The organism is Microbacterium sp. MMO-20, assembly GCF_037147735.1.
In the GTDB taxonomy this organism is placed as follows: Bacteria; Actinomycetota; Actinomycetes; order Actinomycetales; family Microbacteriaceae; genus Microbacterium.
Window position 1 is genome coordinate 208,141 of sequence record NZ_JBBCUU010000002.1, and the last position, 16,580, is coordinate 224,720.

A 16,580-nucleotide genomic window follows, 5' to 3' on the forward strand; every position below is an offset into this window, starting at 1 on the left:
GCCCGTGTGCGAGTGAAGCAGGGTGCCGCGGGCGCGGTCGTCGCGACTCTCGCGCTCGTGCTTTCGCTCCTCGTCGTCTCGCCGGCGACGGCGGCGTCGCAGGTGGTCGGCGCCGCGGCATCCACAACGGGGTCGAACGTCGAGGCGGCCACCGGGCCGCTCGCCGACACGGGGATCGTGAAGACGGCCGTCGTGGGGTTCAATCCCGAGAACATCATCTCGGACGCCCTGTTCTACGACGGCAATGCGATGTCGTCGGCGGAGATCCAATCGTTCCTCGACAGCAAGATCGGCCGATGCGAGAACGGCAAGTGCCTGAATGTGCTGAGCGCGAGCATCTCGTCTCGCGATGCGTGGTACTCGCAGGTCACCGGCGACCTCGTCTGCTCGGCGCTGCAGGGTGGCACGATGCGCGTATCGGAGCTCATCTATCGGGTCCAGGTGGCGTGCGGTATCTCGGCCAAGGCGATCCTCGTCACGCTCCAGAAGGAGCAAGGGCTCACGACGAGCAGCGCCCCGTCGGACTGGAATCTCCGCGCTGCGATGGGGGCCTCGTGCCCCGACACCGAACCCTGCGATCCTGCGTACTCGGGTGTCGGACCGCAGATCGTGCAGGGCGTGCGCCAGCTGAAGATCTACAAGGCGGGTCGATTCGGCAAGCAGCCCGGCGTCAACTTCATCGGCTACAACCCGAGCGCCTCGTGCGGCGGCACGAATCTGAACATTCAGAACTACGCGACTGCAGCGCTCTACAACTACACGCCGTACCAGCCGAATGCGGCGTCGCTCGCGGCCGGGTGGGGTCTCGGTGACGGGTGCTCCAGCTACGGCAACCGCAACTTCTTCAACTACTACACGAGCTGGTTCGGATCTCCTCAGCGCGATCCGGGGGCCGAGATTCAGAACGAGTATCTCTGGCAGGGCGGTGCGGCGACGTTGGGTGCGCCGGTGAGCGGCGTCATCCGCATCGAGTCGAACGGTGGCGGCTATGCGCGCGCCTTCGTGAACGGTTCGGTCTACTGGACGATCGCCTACGGGGCGAAGACGATCCGGGCGGGCTCCATCCGCGACTACTACTGGGCGCGAGGTGGCGCGGACGGTTCGATGGGGTGGCCGGCATCGATCGAGGCACCCATCTCAGGACCATCCGGTTCAGGCGCCGGTCAGGCGTTCACGGGCGGCTCGCTGTACGTGAGCCGATTCGGCACGTACTTGGTGACGGGTGACGTGCGGGCGCGTTATTTCGACTCGGGTGGAGCATCGGGTGTCGTCGGCTGGCCGACGGCGGACGTGAAGTGTATCCAGGGCGTATGTCAGCAGGAGTTCTCAGAGGCGACGATCGTCGCCACGCCGGCGGGAGCGGCATTGGTGCGGGAGCCGGTGCGTGCGGTGTTCGCGGCGGCCGGTGGTGCGTCGGGTGCGTGGGGTGTGCCGATGATGGATGCCGCGTCGATCGCGGGCACGTCGGATGGGTTTGGTCAGGCGTTCACGGGCGGGTCGGTGTATTACCGGTCGGGTGGAGTGGCGCGGTTCGTGTCGGGTGCGGTGCGGGATCAGTATTTTTCGCTCGGTGGGGCGTCGGGGTCGTTGGGTTTCCCGGTGGGTGATCAGGTGTGTGCTGCGGGTGGTGCGTCGTGTCAGCAGCAGTTCGAGCGTGGCTGGATTCTGTGGACGGCGGCGTCGGGTGCGCGGGTAGGTGATCCGTCGATCGATGCGGCGTATGCGGCTGCGGGTGGTGCCGGTGGGGTGCTGGGTGCGCGGACCGGGACGTTCGTGTCATATTCCTACAACGGCGGTGGCGTCGCCGAGGTGTTCGCGGGTGGAGCGATCTTCTTCAAGAGTTCCGCGGGGGCACACGCGGTCAGCGGTGGGATACGTGCGACGTACTTCGCTGCCGGTGGTGCGGCGGGCGCATATGGGTGGCCGACGTCGGATCAGACGTGCACGGCATCCCTCTGCCAGCAGACATTCGAAGGCGGCATCGTCTTTCTCGCCGCCGGTCAGGTCCTTTCGGTGCGGGAGCCGGTGAGTGCGGTGTTCGCGGCGGCCGGTGGTGCGTCGGGTGCGTGGGGTGTGCCGATGATGGATGCCGCGTCGATCGCGGGCACGTCGGATGGGTTTGGTCAGGCGTTCACGGGCGGGTCGGTGTATTACCGGTCGGGTGGAGTGGCGCGGTTCGTGTCGGGTGCGGTGCGGGATCAGTATTTTTCGCTCGGTGGGGCGTCGGGGTCGTTGGGTTTCCCGGTGGGTGATCAGGTGTGTGCTGCGGGTGGTGCGTCGTGTCAGCAGCAGTTCGAGCGTGGCTGGATTCTGTGGACGGCGGCGTCGGGTGCGCGGGTAGGTGATCCGTCGATCGATGCGGCGTATGCGGCTGCGGGTGGTGCCGGTGGGGTGCTGGGTGCGCGGACCGGGACGTTCGTGTCATATTCCTACAACGGCGGTGGCGTCGCCGAGGTGTTCGCGGGTGGAGCGATCTTCTTCAAGAGTTCCGCGGGGGCACACGCGGTCAGCGGTGGGATACGTGCGACGTACTTCGCTGCCGGTGGTGCGGCGGGCGCATATGGGTGGCCGACGTCGGATCAGACGTGCACGGCATCCCTCTGCCAGCAGACATTCGAAGGCGGCACGATTTCGGTCACGACCCGCTAGCGCGCATCAGCGCGACCGCCTCATGACTGTCGCCGTCGAAGGCGACCGAGCCGTTCTGCAGCAGCACGCCGCGCTCGCAGAGGTCCGAGACCATGTTGAGGTCGTGGCTGACGACGACCAGCGTCTTCCCGCGGGCGTGCAACTCACGAATGCGGGCCAGACATTTGCGCTGGAACGGCTCATCGCCGACGGAGAGGATTTCGTCGATCAATAGGATGTCGACCTCCGTGTGGATCGCGACCGAGAACGCGAGGCGCAAGAACATGCCGGAGGAGTAGTGCTTGACTTCGGTGTCGAGGAACTTCTCGATCTCGCTGAACGCGACGATCTCGTCGAAGCGGGCCTCGGTTTCCTTCTTCGACATACCGAGGATGGCGGCGTTGAGGAAGATGTTCTCGCGCCCCGACAGATCGGGATGGAAGCCCGCCCCGACTTCGATCAGACCGGCGACGCGGCCCCGAGTGAGCACTTCGCCTGAGTCGGGTCGCAGCACCCCGGAGATCATCTTCAAGGTAGTCGATTTACCGGAACCGTTGAAGCCCAGAAGCGCGACGGCTTCGCCCTCCTGGATCGTCAGGGAGACATCGTCGAGCGCGCGGAACCGGCTCGTGAGCGGCTTGCGCGAGAGTGCGGCCACGAACGTCTCTTTGATCGAATGCGTGTGGCGGAGGGTGAACTCCTTGGAGATGTGATCGATGACGATCCGGTCTCGGGGAGAGTATTCAGAGGTCCTGGGCAAAACGACCCTCCAAACGGCGGAAGACCCACTGGCCGAAGGCGAGGACGACGAGCGAGAAGGAAAGGGCGATCGCGGCATACAACCACAGGTCGGGCAGCGGCTGCGCTCTGGAGGGGCTCAGCGGCATCCACAGTCCCTGGTGGAACAACTCGACCGCGGGCGTGAGCGGATTGAGGCGGTAGAGCACGAACAGCCAGCCGGGCAGCTCACCGGCGACCATGTGCCACTGGTACATCACCGGCGACGCCCAGACGGACATCATCACGATGATCTCCACGAAGCTCTGCGCATCGCGGAACGTGACGTTGACGGCGCCGAACAAGAGTCCGAGCCCGGTCGCGAAAATCGACACGATGAGGAGCGCGAGAAGGATCGATGCGACGCCCAGGAGTGACGGAACCCACCCGAAGAACAGCACGATCACGACGATGACGAGAATCTGGGGCAGTGTGTTGACCGCGGAAACCAACACGCTCGCGATCGGGAACATCTCGCGCGGGAGATAGATCTTCTTGATCAGCGGTGCGTTGTCGACGAGCGACTTCGTGCCGTTGGCGAACGCCTCGTTGAAGAACGTGACGACCGTGATGCCTGAAAGAAGGTAAACCGGGTAGAAGTCGATCGACTTGTTGAGCGAAAGAAAGACACCCAGCGCGACGTAGAAGACGGCGAACTGGACGAGCGGCTTCACGTAGGACCAGAGCCAGCCGAAGATCGATCCGCGGTAGCGGATGAGGACCTCTTTGCGGACGATCAACTGCAGAAGATAGCGACGTCGGAAGACGTCGATCAGACCATGACTGGTCCCGGGTGAAACCAGCGGGGCGTCTACGGGCATGCGGGAGCGGACTTTCCTCGAAGGAGCGGATTCGCGGGATCAGACAGGCTGATCAATCGTACCGTCGGTGTCGTGGGACTCCGCGCGCCGTCGGCGCGCGCACGCCCAGATCGTTCCCCCGAGGACGATCACTCCGGCGGCCCCCGCGACCAGGCCCGCGACGAGGCCGGGCGGGGTGAATCGCATCGTCAGCTCGGCGTCGTCGAGCCCCGGCGGGAGCTCGACCGTGAGCAGTCCGGCCGGCCCCGATGTCGCGGCGATGCTCTTGCCATCGACGCTCACTGTGTATCCGGGCCATGCGATCCGAGCGAACGTCAGGGTGCGATCGCCGGATGGGCCCCCCGTTGTGGATACCGTGACTGACTCGGCGGTCACCCCGGTCTTCTCGTCCGCGCTCACCGACACGTCCGCGCCGGTTGACGAGATCGTCCCGTTGGGGAAGGGGATCGCGGAGTCGCGTTCGTAGACCGTGACGACATCCGTGCGGTCGACCTCGGTCCACCCGGATGGCGCTTCGTCGTTGTCCGCGTAGTCGTTGAGAACGACGACGTAGCGCGCGCGCAGAAGGTCTGCCAACGGGGCATCCGCACCCTTCGGCTGCTCCCAGAGCGCGTCCCATGCCGCGGCGCACGTCCCGCCGTTGTAGGACATGCACAGCGCGGCGTCGAAGTCGGTGAAGCCGATCCCGCTGTAGGCCGTCGTCGATTCGAAGCCGGCGACACTCGGCATGTTCCCGGCGAGCAGGTCGTTCCACCGGTCGGATGCCGGGTGCTCTGCGACCAGCTTCTGCACATCGAAGATCTGCACGACCATCCCGTCGCTTCGAGCGGCGAACTGCTGCTGCAGCGCGCTCTTGGACGAAGGCATCTCGTAGTCGGCCACGTTCTGATTCGACTTGGTGAGTGCGAGCTGCGGGACGAGAGCGAGCATCGCGCCGACGCCGAGAACAGCGAACGCGCGCCACGACGTCGTGCCCGCCCAACGAACGGCCAGGAAGACGCCGACGACGATCGCGATTGTCGTGAGTGCGTGCCACTTCCACGCGGACGGCGTATCCGAGAACGCCATCCAGGTGCCCGCGAAAATGAGTCCGGCCGTGGCGGCCCAACGCACTCCGGGTCGCGAACGGATGAGCCCCTTTCCGGCGGCGACCGCGAAGACGACGATCACGGCGATATACACGAAGGGGACGAGGCGAGCCGGCCAGCGGAACATGCCGAGCTGCGACGGGCCGAGAGCCATGACGAGGAACAGGCCACCGAAGACGATGACGCCGACGAGCGCACGCCAGTCGACCGAACGCCAGCGGATCCAGGGGACGAGCGGGAGGATGAACCACGCGAGGTACGTCCCCGGGAAGCCCATCGGGTTCCCCCACATCATGATGTACGGACGATGTGTCGGCATGCTCATCCCGAGCAGATTGCTGAGACTCACGGAGAGGAATTCGTCGTTCCAGATACCCGAGTTGGCCCGGTTACCGTACGCCGAGGTGAAGACGAACGGCAGATAGACGACGATGACCAGGAGCAGCACTCCGGCGCCGATCGCGACGAGCGGGACGATGCGCCGGGCGCGGCCGGTGACGACGGCTTCGATGGCGAGTGCCAGGAAGACCACCGCGAGTGAGAGCACGCCGTACGGATTTCCTGTGGACGGCACGAGGTACGCGAAGAACGCTGCGACGGCGACGGACCACGGCCGATACTCCAGAAGCATCGTTCGGCGCAGCGCCCACCACGCCCACGGCGTGAAGGCCGTGATTGCGGTGCCGTTGATCCAGGACGATCCGTCCATGAAAATCGCCCAGCCCGAGAGCGCGAGCGCGGTCCCGGCGACGGCGGCCGTCCACTCGGGAGCGCCGTAGCTGCGCGCGAGCAGATAGATCCCACCGGCCGTGATCAGGAAGAGACAAATTTTGGCGAGGGTGATCGCGACGGCCACATCGTCGATCGGGTGCGTGACGACCATGAGGAAGAGCATCACGGGGTTCCACATGCCGGTGGCGGCTTCAGCAGCGAAGTTTCCGCCTCGCCACATGTCCGGCTCAAGGAAGGGAAGTTGCCCGGCGAGTACCGACTGGGCGATCCGCTGCCAGACACCGACCGCGACCCCCGCGGTGTCATCCCAGAAGTAGAAGTTCGGCGTGCGAATGAGAGGCAACACCGAACCGATCAGTGTCGTCACGAGCATCGCGACGACCGCGAGGGGTGCACGCGAACGGGCGCCGCGGTCCGAACCGATCGTGGTGTCGTTGTCGATCGAGAGTGTCATACGAGCGTCCTAATCGATCCCGGCGTCGCCATGGTACGCGCCCAGTTTGCGGCGTGAGTACGCGCCGATGCCGGCGGCGCTGCCGGCGGTGGCGAGGTCGGCGACGATGAACATGACGCGCGAGACCGCGGCATACGCCGTTGCGGCCCCCGCGCCGACGAGGGGAGTGAGCGCCACGATGATCACGAGCTCCCGAGCGCCCACGCCCGAGGGGAGCAGGAAGAACACGAGCCCGGCGAGCATCGCGATTCCCATCGTCCCCACGCACAGCGCGAGGGGTCCGAGAGACAAGCCCTCGCGGTTGTCTGCGAGAAGCCACAAATGCGCCCCGAAGGCGATGTACGACCCCAGCGCGAAGGCGAGAGAAGTCAGAACGATCCGGAGGCGGACCGGGTGGTCGGGGCGGGGGCGACGCAGAATGCGGAACCCGACGCGAACGATCCAGGTGAGGACCGGGGGGTACACGAGGATCAGCGCGAACGGGAGAGCGATGTACAACCAGGGCAGCCAGGCAAGCCGCTCGTCCTGTTGCACGAGTTCGGGGATCGCCAACGAACCGGCAATGAGTGCGGCGACGACCGCGATGACGACCGAGAAGAGCGTCGCCGCGAATACGCGCGCCCGCGCGAGGCCGGCCTTGCGTCCCAGCTCGAGCTGGAGCACATAGGCCCAGATCGATCCGGGCAGGTACTTTCCGAGTTGACCGACGAGGAAGATCTGTGCACCGCGGCCGATGCCGATCGGCTTGCCGAGGTCGTCGAGCAGAACCTGCCAGCTGAGGGTCGACATGCCGATGCCGACGACGACGGCGAGGAGGGAGAGCACCGTCCGATGCCACTGGAGGTCGGCGACAGTGTGCGCGACGTCGTCCCAGTTCGTCCACAGTTGCCAGACGGCCGCGGCAACCACGAGAACGATCAGCACGATGCGCGCGACATTGAGGGCGTGGTTGCGCCAGGACTTCGCGGGCGTCGGACCGGTTTCGGTCGCGCTCATTGCTCGAGCTCCGCAGGCACGGTGGGCCCGGCATCCTGCGTCGCCCACCAGCGCGCGAACTCTTCGACGGCGGCGTCTTGCGTGGCCTCGCGCAGATCGAACCGCCCGCTGCCGTACGCGGCCGCGATGGCGGCGATGGTTTCGTCGGATGCCCCGATCTTGCGCAGCACGTACTCGTTGAGACCGTGCATGCGCGCGGGCGAACCGAACACCTTCGCGAACGGCGGAACGTCGCGTGCGACCGGCGTCGCCATCCCCACCATCGCGCCGGCGCCGACGATGCGTCGTTGGTGGACGGTCGCGTTCATTCCGATGTTCGCGAACCCGCCGACGACGACGTGTCCGCCCAGACGCGCACCCGCCGACAGCGTGACGTCCGCCCCGACGAGACCGTCGTGCGCAACGTAGGAGGCGGACAAGAGCCAGGTGCGATCGCCGATGCTCGTGGTCCGATGGCTGCCCTGCTGGATCGTGACCGACTCACGGATGACGACGTCGTCGCCGATCGTGACTCCGCGATGCCCGGCTTCGCCCGCCCAGCCGCGATCCTGATGGAGGCTGGAGATCTCAGGGGGAGTCCCGATGACGGCTCCCGGCCCGATCCACACGCGATCCCCTACCGTGAGCGGCCCCACAAGTACTGCTGCGGGTCCGATGCTGACGTCCGCGCCGAGGGTCACACCGTCACCGATGAACGCCGAGGGATGGATGTGGGGGTCGAGGTTCATCTCATGCCTTAGATCCGGCCGTGCGTGTCGTCCGCGAGGCTCGTCGAAGCGCGCCGGGCACGCGTTGGAACCACGTAAGCCTAACGTATGCCCGGCTCCATGCCTCTCAGGAGCGGCTGGGGTGCGGTACTAGGATGGGAATCGCTCCACGAACCCCCACATCGCGAGGTAGAACTGCTGTGATTCCCATTACCACTGTCCGGCTCGGCCCCGAGGTCGAGGAGAGCGTTCTTCGAGTGATTCGGTCCGGCAGCATTGCACAGGGTCCGGTCGTCGCCGAGTTCGAATCGCGATTCGCGGCGCTCGTCGGGGCGAAGCACGCGGTCGCCGTCAACAACGGTACGACAGCGCTGGTCGCCGCCATTCAGTCCCTGCAACTGCAGCCGGGCGACGAAGTGATCACGAGCCCGTTCACGTTCATCGCGACGCTGAACGCGATTCTGGAAGCCGGTGCGACGGTGCGTTTCGGCGACATCCGCACCGAGGACTTCGGCCTCGACCCCGAGTCCGTTCGTTCGCAGATCACCGACCGGACCCGCGTCATCATGCCGGTGCACCTCTACGGTCAGTCCGCTGATATCGGTGCACTCGCGCAGATCGCCGCCGAACACGACCTCGCGTTGGTCGAGGATGCCGCCCAGGCGCACGGCGCCACCTTCGAGGGTCGCGGCGTGGGCACCTTCGGGATCGGCTGCTTCTCGTTCTACGCGACGAAGAACCTCACGACGGGCGAAGGCGGTGTGGTCACGACGAACGACGACGAGGTCGCCGAGCGTCTGCGGATCATGCGCAACCAGGGTATGCGCGCGCGCTATGAGTACGTCATGGCCGGGCACAACTACCGCCTGACGGACCTGCAGGCAGCCGTCGTCCTGCCGCAGCTGGATGCTTACGACAGCCTTCTCGCGGCGCGGCGCGCGAACGCTTCCGGGCTCATCGAGCGGCTGTCGGATGTGCCCGGCCTCATCCTGCCTGCTCAACTGCCGGGGCGTGAGCACGTCTGGCACCAGTTCACCGTGATTCTGCCCGAGGGCGTCGATCGCGCTGGTTTCGTCGAACGGATGACGGCGGAAGGCGTCGGGACCGGGATCTACTACCCGAAGCCGGTGTACGACTACGAGACCTATGCGGATCGGGCCGATGTCATCCGGTCGGCGACGCCCGTGGCCGACAGCGTGGCCGCACGCTGCGTGTCCCTGCCCGTTCACCAGCACCTCGCCGAGGACGATCTCGACGTGATCGCCGCCGCGGTCCGTACCGCGCTCGGGAACCGCTGATGTCGGCGCCGCGGGTCGCCCTCGTCGGTGCGGGATCGATGGGGCGCAACCATGCGCGCATCATGGCCGAGAATCCGGATGCGCATCTGGTGGCGATCGTCGACCCGTTCGAATCGTCCGGGGCGCCGCTCGCGCACACCTACGGCGCCGAATGGATCGCCGACGTCGACGATCTGAAGGACGTCGACGCCGTCGTGGTCGCCGCATCCACGGAGCACCACTTCGACCTCGCGACGCGTATCGTTTCTCGCGGGCTTCCGCTGCTCATCGAGAAGCCGGTGTGCCCGTCGCTCGCGCAGACCGTCGAGATCCTCTCGTTGAGCGAGAAGCACGGCACTCCGCTGATGTGCGGATTCCTCGAGCGATACAATCCCGCGGTGATGGCCGCGATGAGGATGGTCGACGGGCCCCTGTACGCGCGCGCGGACAGACACTCTCCCTACGCGCCCCGCATCAAGACGGGCGTGGCGTGGGACCTTCTGGTACACGATGTCGACCTGCTCTCGCAACTGTTCGGAGGTGGCGAGCCGACTCAGATCAATGTCGAGGTGGGGCAATTCCACCCCGATTCCGTGCCAGGTGCGGAGGACGTCATCGACGTATCGCTGCGCTTCCCGAGCGGCGGTATCGCCTCGGCATCCGCGAGCAGACTCGGCCAGCGCAAAGTGCGTTCGCTGCTCATTCAGACCCTCGAGTCGATGGTCGAGGTCGATTTGTTGCGCCGTGGTGTCACCCTGTACCGTCACACCACGGTGTCGGAGGATCGCGCCGGCGGCGCAGGCTATCGGCAGGCCACGGAGATGGAAGTGCCGGAGATCACCGGTCGCGAGCCCCTCGCGACGCAGTTCTCACGCTTCCTCGACCTCATCGCGGGGCGTATCGATATGGACGACGAGCGCCGTTCGATCTTGCCGGCGCACCAGATCGTCGACCGTGCGCTGGGAGGCCGCCCCGCCTGAGGCCTGCCTCTCGTCGCATCGCGGTCACGACCGCGATGCGAACTCCGGGCGTGGGTCGGCTGCCGTTCCGGGTACGACATCGGCGATGATCCGTGCGGGCACGCCCGCAACGACGACGCCCGCGGGCACGTCCGCCGTGACGACGGCGCCCGCCCCGACGACCGCCGCGTCGCCGATCGTCACACCCATGTTGATGACGGCGTTCGCGCCGATGAAGACGCGATCACCGATCGTCACGGGACGACGCTCCACCTCGGCGAATGCGCGGCCCGAGATGCAGCGGCGCGCCGACGAGTGTGTGTAGATGTGCACCCCCGAAGAGATGTCGCATCCCTTGCCGATCGTCAGCCCTCCCGATCCGTCGATGACGGTGAAGGCGCCGATCCAGGTGCCCTCGCCGACGACGGGTTCCCCGACGATCCAGGCGTGCGGGTTGTACGGGTTCTCCGGGAGGGCTGACGACATGGCGGTCTTACTTGTCCTGCGCGGCTTCGTAGCGGATGAGGTCGGTCATGCCCTCGTCCACCGGGATGGAGTACTCGAAGCCGATCATCTCCTTCGCGCGGGTGGTGTCGGCGGCGCGACGGCTCACCAGCACGGGGCGGGGGTTGAACTGGGGCTCGACATCGGCGCCGATCGCGTCGATGAGGATCTGTGCGAGGCGTGCGACGCTCGTGTCGATGCCGGTGCCGACGTTGATCGCCGCGTTCGCCTTCTCGGACTCGGTGGCCAGCACGACGGCGCGCGCGATGTCCTTGACGTGGATGAAGTCCATGGACTGCTCACCCGCGCCGTCGATGACGGGCGCCTCGCCCTTGCGGAGGCGGTTCACGAAGTGGTTGATCACGCTCGTGTAGTACGCCGTCGTCTTCTGGCCGGGCCCGTAGACGTTGAAGAAGCGCAGCGCGATCCAGGACAGATCGCTCTTGCGCCCGTAGTAGGCGAGGAGGTCCTCGCCGGTGCGCTTGCCGATGCAGTACGGCGTGAGCGGGTTCAGACGGTCATCCTCGTGCATGGGCAGCTTCTCAGGGTCGCCGTACACCGACGCGCTCGACGCGTAGACGACGCGCTGGATGCCCTGTTCGGCGGCGACGGAGAAGATGTTGTGCGAGCCGACCATGTTGACGTCGACCGAGCTGTACGGGTCGGCGACGCTCTTGTTGATCGAGTCCGCTGCGAGGTGGATGACGTGGGAGGCGCCCTTCATGGCCGCCGCGACAGCGGCGCCCGAGCGGATGTCCTGGTCGATGACCTCGACGCCGTGCGAAGCCGCGAGCGCGTTGGCCCGATCGCGGTCCCCGCGCCACATGTTGTCGAAGATGCGCACTTTCCAGTCGCGCTCGAGCAGCTGCTCGACGACGTGAAGTCCGATGAATCCCGCGCCTCCGGCAACGAAGACGGTGCGGTTGTCGGTCATGGTGTTCTTCTCTCCTGAATCAGCGGCGGTGTGCGGGATCGGTCACGACGCGACGGAGGGTGTCGGACACGTAGTCCACGTCGTCGTCGGTGAGGTTTGCGTGCATGGGGATCGCGATGTGGCGCGCGAAGATGTCTGCGGACACCGGAAGAGGCGCCTGCTGGCCGTAGAGAGGCTGCAGGTGGCTCGCGTAGGTGCCGAAGTTGCACCCGACTCCGGCGGCGCGCAGCGCCATCGCGACCGCGCCCCGGTCGAGTTCCGGAGCCACCGTGATCACGTAGGACTGCCACGGGTGCGTGCGGTCGGCTAGCGCAGTGGGCAGGACGATCTCCGCGAGGTCGCCGAGACGCTCGCGGTACCCGTCGGCGACGCGGTTGCGCGCGGCGAGAAGCTCCGGCAGGCGACGCACCTGGACACGCATGACAGCGGCCTGGATGTCGGACAACCGGTAGTTGTAGCCGAGTTCATCGAACGAGGGGACGGGCAGCGTCGTGGCGCCTTCGCGCGTGATGGCGGGGGCGATGCCGTACGTGTGGAGCTTGCGGGCGTGATCGATGAGATCCGCTCGCGCGCTCGCCAGTGCGCCGCCCTCGCCGGACGTGATGCCCTTGCGGCCGTGGAAGCTGTAGGCGGTGGCATCCGCGAGTGAACCGACCGGTCGTCCCTTGTACGTCGCGCCCGTCGCACACGCCGCGTCTTCGATGACCCACAGGCCGTGCTTGCGCGCGATGGCGTTGATCTCGTCGTAGTCGGCCGGCTGGCCGAAGGGGTCGACGGCGATGATGCCGACCGTGCGCGGCGTGATCGCGGCTTCGATCAGGGCGGGGTCGATCGACCAGGTGTCGGGACGCACATCGACGAAGACGGGAGTCGCGCCGCTCCAGAGCACCGAGTGTCCGGTGGCGGGGAAGGTGTAGTCGCCGACGATCACCTCGTCACCGGGCTTCACCCCGAGGGCCAGCTGGCCGAGGTGGAGCGCGGAGCCGCAGTTGCTCGTCGAGAGGACGTTGTCGACGCCGGCTACCGCGGCGAACTCCTTCTCGAAGGCGAGGCACGACGGGCCGGCGCCGGAAAGCCATCCCGAGGCGAATACCTCGCGGATCGCGTCGATCTCCTCTTCGCCGACGGTGGGCGCGCCCAGGGCTACGGTGCGGGTCATCTCTCTCCTGACGGATTCTCTTGCGGGTTGCCGGTGGCAGTGCCGACATCGGACACTCTCCGGACGATGTACACCGGGCGTCGGCGGGCGTCATCGCCGGCGCGCCACACGTACTCGCCGAGCACGCCGATGCCGACCAGGACCATACCCCCGGTCGCGAGTACCACTCCTGACAGGAGCGCAATGGCCGCGCCGATGCCGGTAAAGAAGGCGAGCACGAGCGCGAGCAGGAGGAGGAGTCCGCCGAGCGCCCCGATGATCAGTCCACCCCACGCGACCCACTCGACGGGGGCGTGGGAGAACTCCACGAACGAGTCCACGACGAGCTTCATCTTGCGCTTCGTCGTCCACTTCGATGTGCCGTGCGGGCGCGGGAGCTGTTCGAAGTAGACGCGCCGCTGATCGAAGCCGACCCAGGCCGCCATCGCGAGGACGTTGCGGTTCAACTCGGGCATCGCGTTGAGGGCATCCAGCGCCGCGCGGCTGAGGAGGATCTGCGACGGACCCTCGGACGGATAGTTGGGGACGTCCGAGTTCGCCCCGTAGACGCGGGAGAACCCACGGGCGAAGGTGTCGCCGACGCCTTTCTTGACGGCTCGCACGCTGCGCAGCCCCCAGACGATCTCACCGCCGTCTCGCCACGCATCGATGAACTGTCCGATCGCCTCCAGCGGTTCTTGCCGGTCTGCGCTCAGCGTCAAGGCGGCGTCGCCGCGTGCATAGGCGAACCCTGCACTGATGCCGGCGTGGGACCCGAAGTTCCGTGACAGACTCACGATGCGGGCGGCGGGGACGTGCGCGAGCGCCGATTCGAAGGCGGTCGACGTTCCGTCCGTAGATCCGTCGTCGATGACGATGATCTCGAAGTCGATGTCGGGATGCGCGGCGACGATGCTGTCGAAGAACTCCGCGATCTCGGGCGCCGAGTCCACTTCGTTGTAAGCGGGAATGACGAGACTCAGCAGGGGCTTCGTCGGAGCCATCGTGACCTTTCGGTGTCGTGCGGGCGTGCAGGAATCCCACGCACGCTCCGTCCCAGCCTACCAGCGATGAATCGCTCACCTGCGTGGCACATACGGGTTCGCGTCAGGTGCCGAGGCTAGGATTGGAAGTCGCGTGATTCGACGCGTGCATGTGCGGGCTTCTCACCGTTCCTGTTCCCATCAACCTCAGATTCGGACGTTCACATGGATCTCCTCATCGTCGGCTCGGGTTTTTTCGGCCTTACGATCGCTGAGCGCGCGGCTGCCGCGGGCCGGAAGGTGACGGTCATCGATCGCCGCCACCACATCGGCGGCAACGCCTACAGCGAGAACGAGGCATCCACCGGCATCGAGGTGCACCGGTACGGCGCTCACTTGTTCCACACCTCGAATGCGACGGTGTGGAAGTACGTGAACCGGTTCACGACGTTCACCGAGTACGTCCACCGGGTCTACACGAACCACAACGGCGTGGTTTTCCCCCTGCCGATCAACCTCGGGACGATCAACCAGTTCTTCCAGGCCGCCTATACGCCGGACGAGGCCCGCGCGCTCGTGCACGAGCTGGCTGGAGAATTCGACGCCAAGGAGGCTCAGAACCTCGAGGAGCGCGGCATCGGCCTCATCGGGCGCCCGCTGTACGAGGCGTTCATCCGCGACTACACCGCCAAGCAGTGGCAGACCGACCCGACCCAGCTTCCCGCGGAGATCATCAGCCGTCTCCCCGTGCGCTACACGTACGACAACCGGTACTTCAACGACACGTGGGAAGGCCTGCCGACCGACGGATACACGGCGTGGCTGGAGCGCATGGCCGATCACGCGAACATCGAGGTGAAGCTCGAGGTCGACTACTTCGACGAGAGCCAGCCGCTCAACAGGAAGGCCACCGTCGGGCAGGTCCCGGTCGTCTACACCGGCCCGGTCGACCGCTACTTCGACTACGCGGAAGGCGCGCTCAGCTGGCGGACCCTCGACTTCGAGGAGGAGGTCCTCGACGTCGGCGACTTCCAGGGCACGAGCGTCATGAACTACGCGGATGCCGAGGTGCCCTACACCCGGATCCACGAGTTCAAGCACTTCCACCCCGAGCGCGCGGATCGCTATCCGAAGGACCGCACCGTGATCATGCGTGAATTCTCGCGCTTCGCGACACGCGACGACGAGCCGTATTACCCCGTGAACACGGAGGCGGATCGGGCGGGACTGCTCGCCTACCGCGAGTTGGCTAAGGGAGAGAAGGACGTGCACTTCGGTGGACGCCTGGGCACCTACCAATACCTCGACATGCACATGGCCATCGGCTCGGCACTGTCGATGTGGAACAACACGCTCGCCTGAGGAGGCATATGTCCGAGCAGATCGGGATCATCGGCGGCGGCATCGTGGGTGTCGCGCTTGCGCGCGAGCTCGCCGCATCCGGCGCCGAGGTGACGGTGCTCGAGAAGGAAGCGCGCCTCTCGGAGCATCAGACCGGGCACAACTCGGGTGTCGTCCATGCCGGCCTCTATTACGCTCCAGGCTCGCTGAAGGCGACGCTGTGCGCGAAGGGGCGCGTCCAGATCCGCGAGTTCTGCGAGGAGAAGGGGTTGCCGTACCGCGAGGTGGGCAAGCTCGTCGTCGCGGTGGACGAGAGTGAACTCGGGGCGCTCGCGGAGATCGAGCGGCGTTCGCGGGAGAACGGCGTGCCCGACCTCGCCCGCATCGACGACGTCGCGAAGCTTCGGGAGATCGAACCGCACGTCGCCGGCGTCGCCGCCGTCCACTCCCCGCACACCGCCGTCGTCGATTACGCGTCGATCACGGATGCCATGGGACAGGACGTCCGCGCCGCAGGCGGACGTGTTCTGCTGCACACCGAGGTCACGGCGATGCGCCTGGAGAACGGTCGCGTGCGGGTGATCACGACGGCGGGCGAGTACCTCTTCGACCGCGTGATCGCGGCGGCGGGCCTCCAGTCGGACGTCGTCGCGAAGATGGTGGGAGCCGATCCGTCGCCGAAAATCCTGCCGTTCCGCGGCGAGTACTGGGAGCTCCGCCACGATCGCACCGATCTCGTCTCGGGAATGATCTACCCCGTCCCGGACCCGCGCTTCCCATTTCTGGGGGTGCATTTCACACGCGGCGTCTACGACAACGTCCACGTCGGACCGAACGCCGTTCCCGCCCTCGCCCGCGAAGGGTACCGGTGGCTGCGGATGTCGCCGAAGGATACGTGGGATTCCCTCACGTGGCCGGGTGCTTGGCCGCTCGCCAAGCAGCACTGGCGCATGGGCGTGGACGAGATCAGCGGGTCGCTGATCAAGCCTCTCTACTTCCGCAAGGCGCAGCGCTTCGTCCCTGACCTTCGCCTGTCAGACCTCGACGTCAAGAGCGGGGCGGGCGTTCGTGCTCAGGCGTGGGGCAAGGACGGAGCCCTGCTCGACGATTTCGCCGTAGATCAGGTAGGGCCCGTGACGATTCTGCGCAATGCGCCGTCCCCGGCCGCGACGAGTTCGATCGCGATCGCGCAGTATGTGATCGAGCACTATCTCACCGTGCCCGCCTCATAGACTCGTCCC

14 protein-coding genes are annotated in these 16,580 nt (G+C 66.4%); 5 read left to right on the forward strand and 9 right to left on the reverse strand.

The genetic code is table 11. The features are described from left to right. Positions 1-6: 6 nt before the first annotated feature. Positions 7-2,649 carry a hypothetical protein gene (locus WFI52_RS04590; protein ID WP_336625902.1) on the forward strand — a complete coding sequence of 881 codons (2,643 nt, stop codon included), beginning with the start codon at positions 7-9 and terminating at the stop codon, positions 2,647-2,649. On the opposite strand, the gene WFI52_RS04595 is transcribed toward WFI52_RS04590, so the two are convergent. Genes WFI52_RS04595 through WFI52_RS04615 form a run of 5 tightly spaced genes read right to left on the reverse strand, consistent with a single transcriptional unit; the run spans position 2,636 to position 8,224 of the window. Beyond that, positions 2,636-3,388 (reverse strand): ABC transporter ATP-binding protein, encoded by a 753-nt coding sequence (locus tag WFI52_RS04595; RefSeq protein WP_336626086.1) that lies wholly within the window; start codon positions 3,386-3,388, stop codon positions 2,636-2,638. The two genes, WFI52_RS04590 and WFI52_RS04595, sit on opposite strands and share 14 nt — an antisense overlap. Continuing rightward, the gene (locus WFI52_RS04600; protein WP_336625901.1) at positions 3,372-4,226 is read right to left on the reverse strand and encodes an ABC transporter permease; all 855 of its coding nucleotides are present in this window, start codon (positions 4,224-4,226) and stop codon (positions 3,372-3,374) included. The genes WFI52_RS04595 and WFI52_RS04600 overlap by 17 nt, the downstream gene beginning before the upstream one ends. 39 nt (positions 4,227-4,265) lie before the next feature. After that, positions 4,266-6,500: a hypothetical protein gene (locus WFI52_RS04605; protein ID WP_336625900.1), complete on the reverse strand. Its 2,235-nt coding sequence runs from the start codon at positions 6,498-6,500 to the stop codon at positions 4,266-4,268. Positions 6,501-6,509: 9 nt separating this feature from the next. Further along, a complete protein-coding gene (locus WFI52_RS04610; protein WP_336625899.1) occupies positions 6,510-7,496 on the reverse strand; it encodes a lysylphosphatidylglycerol synthase domain-containing protein in 987 nt (328 codons plus the stop codon). After that, entirely contained in the window at positions 7,493-8,224 is a 732-nt protein-coding gene (locus WFI52_RS04615; RefSeq protein ID WP_336625898.1) for an acyl-ACP--UDP-N- acetylglucosamine O-acyltransferase, read from the reverse strand. The genes WFI52_RS04610 and WFI52_RS04615 overlap by 4 nt, the downstream gene beginning before the upstream one ends. A 179-nt stretch (positions 8,225-8,403) precedes the next feature. Between WFI52_RS04615 and WFI52_RS04620 the strand changes: the two genes are divergently transcribed. Beyond that, complete coding sequence (locus WFI52_RS04620; protein WP_336625897.1) at positions 8,404-9,501, forward strand: DegT/DnrJ/EryC1/StrS family aminotransferase; 1,098 nt, start codon at positions 8,404-8,406, stop codon at positions 9,499-9,501. Then, the gene (locus tag WFI52_RS04625) at positions 9,501-10,460 is read left to right on the forward strand and encodes a Gfo/Idh/MocA family protein (RefSeq protein WP_336625896.1); all 960 of its coding nucleotides are present in this window, start codon (positions 9,501-9,503) and stop codon (positions 10,458-10,460) included. Before WFI52_RS04620 ends, WFI52_RS04625 begins: the two co-directional genes overlap by 1 nt. Positions 10,461-10,484: 24 nt before the next feature. On the opposite strand, the gene WFI52_RS04630 is transcribed toward WFI52_RS04625, so the two are convergent. From WFI52_RS04630 to WFI52_RS04645, 4 genes are read right to left on the reverse strand one after another with little or no spacing between them, the layout of a single operon-like run. Further along, complete coding sequence (locus WFI52_RS04630; RefSeq protein ID WP_336625895.1) at positions 10,485-10,925, reverse strand: DapH/DapD/GlmU-related protein; 441 nt, start codon at positions 10,923-10,925, stop codon at positions 10,485-10,487. A gap of 7 nt (positions 10,926-10,932) precedes the next feature. Next, positions 10,933-11,877 carry an NAD-dependent epimerase/dehydratase family protein gene (locus WFI52_RS04635; protein ID WP_336625894.1) on the reverse strand — a complete coding sequence of 315 codons (945 nt, stop codon included), beginning with the start codon at positions 11,875-11,877 and terminating at the stop codon, positions 10,933-10,935. A 19-nt stretch (positions 11,878-11,896) separates the two neighbouring features. Then, complete coding sequence (locus WFI52_RS04640) at positions 11,897-13,036, reverse strand: DegT/DnrJ/EryC1/StrS family aminotransferase (protein ID WP_336625893.1); 1,140 nt, start codon at positions 13,034-13,036, stop codon at positions 11,897-11,899. Further along, positions 13,033-14,019: a glycosyltransferase family 2 protein gene (locus tag WFI52_RS04645; RefSeq protein ID WP_336625892.1), complete on the reverse strand. Its 987-nt coding sequence runs from the start codon at positions 14,017-14,019 to the stop codon at positions 13,033-13,035. Before WFI52_RS04645 ends, WFI52_RS04640 begins: the two co-directional genes overlap by 4 nt. A 204-nt stretch (positions 14,020-14,223) precedes the next feature. Between WFI52_RS04645 and glf the strand changes: the two genes are divergently transcribed. Next, positions 14,224-15,360 carry a UDP-galactopyranose mutase gene (gene glf / locus WFI52_RS04650; protein ID WP_336625891.1) on the forward strand — a complete coding sequence of 379 codons (1,137 nt, stop codon included), beginning with the start codon at positions 14,224-14,226 and terminating at the stop codon, positions 15,358-15,360. Continuing rightward, on the forward strand, positions 15,339-16,571 hold the full coding sequence (lhgO, locus tag WFI52_RS04655) for an L-2-hydroxyglutarate oxidase (protein ID WP_336625890.1): 1,233 nt from the start codon (positions 15,339-15,341) through the stop codon (positions 16,569-16,571). Before glf ends, lhgO begins: the two co-directional genes overlap by 22 nt. Positions 16,572-16,580: the final 9 nt, after the last annotated feature.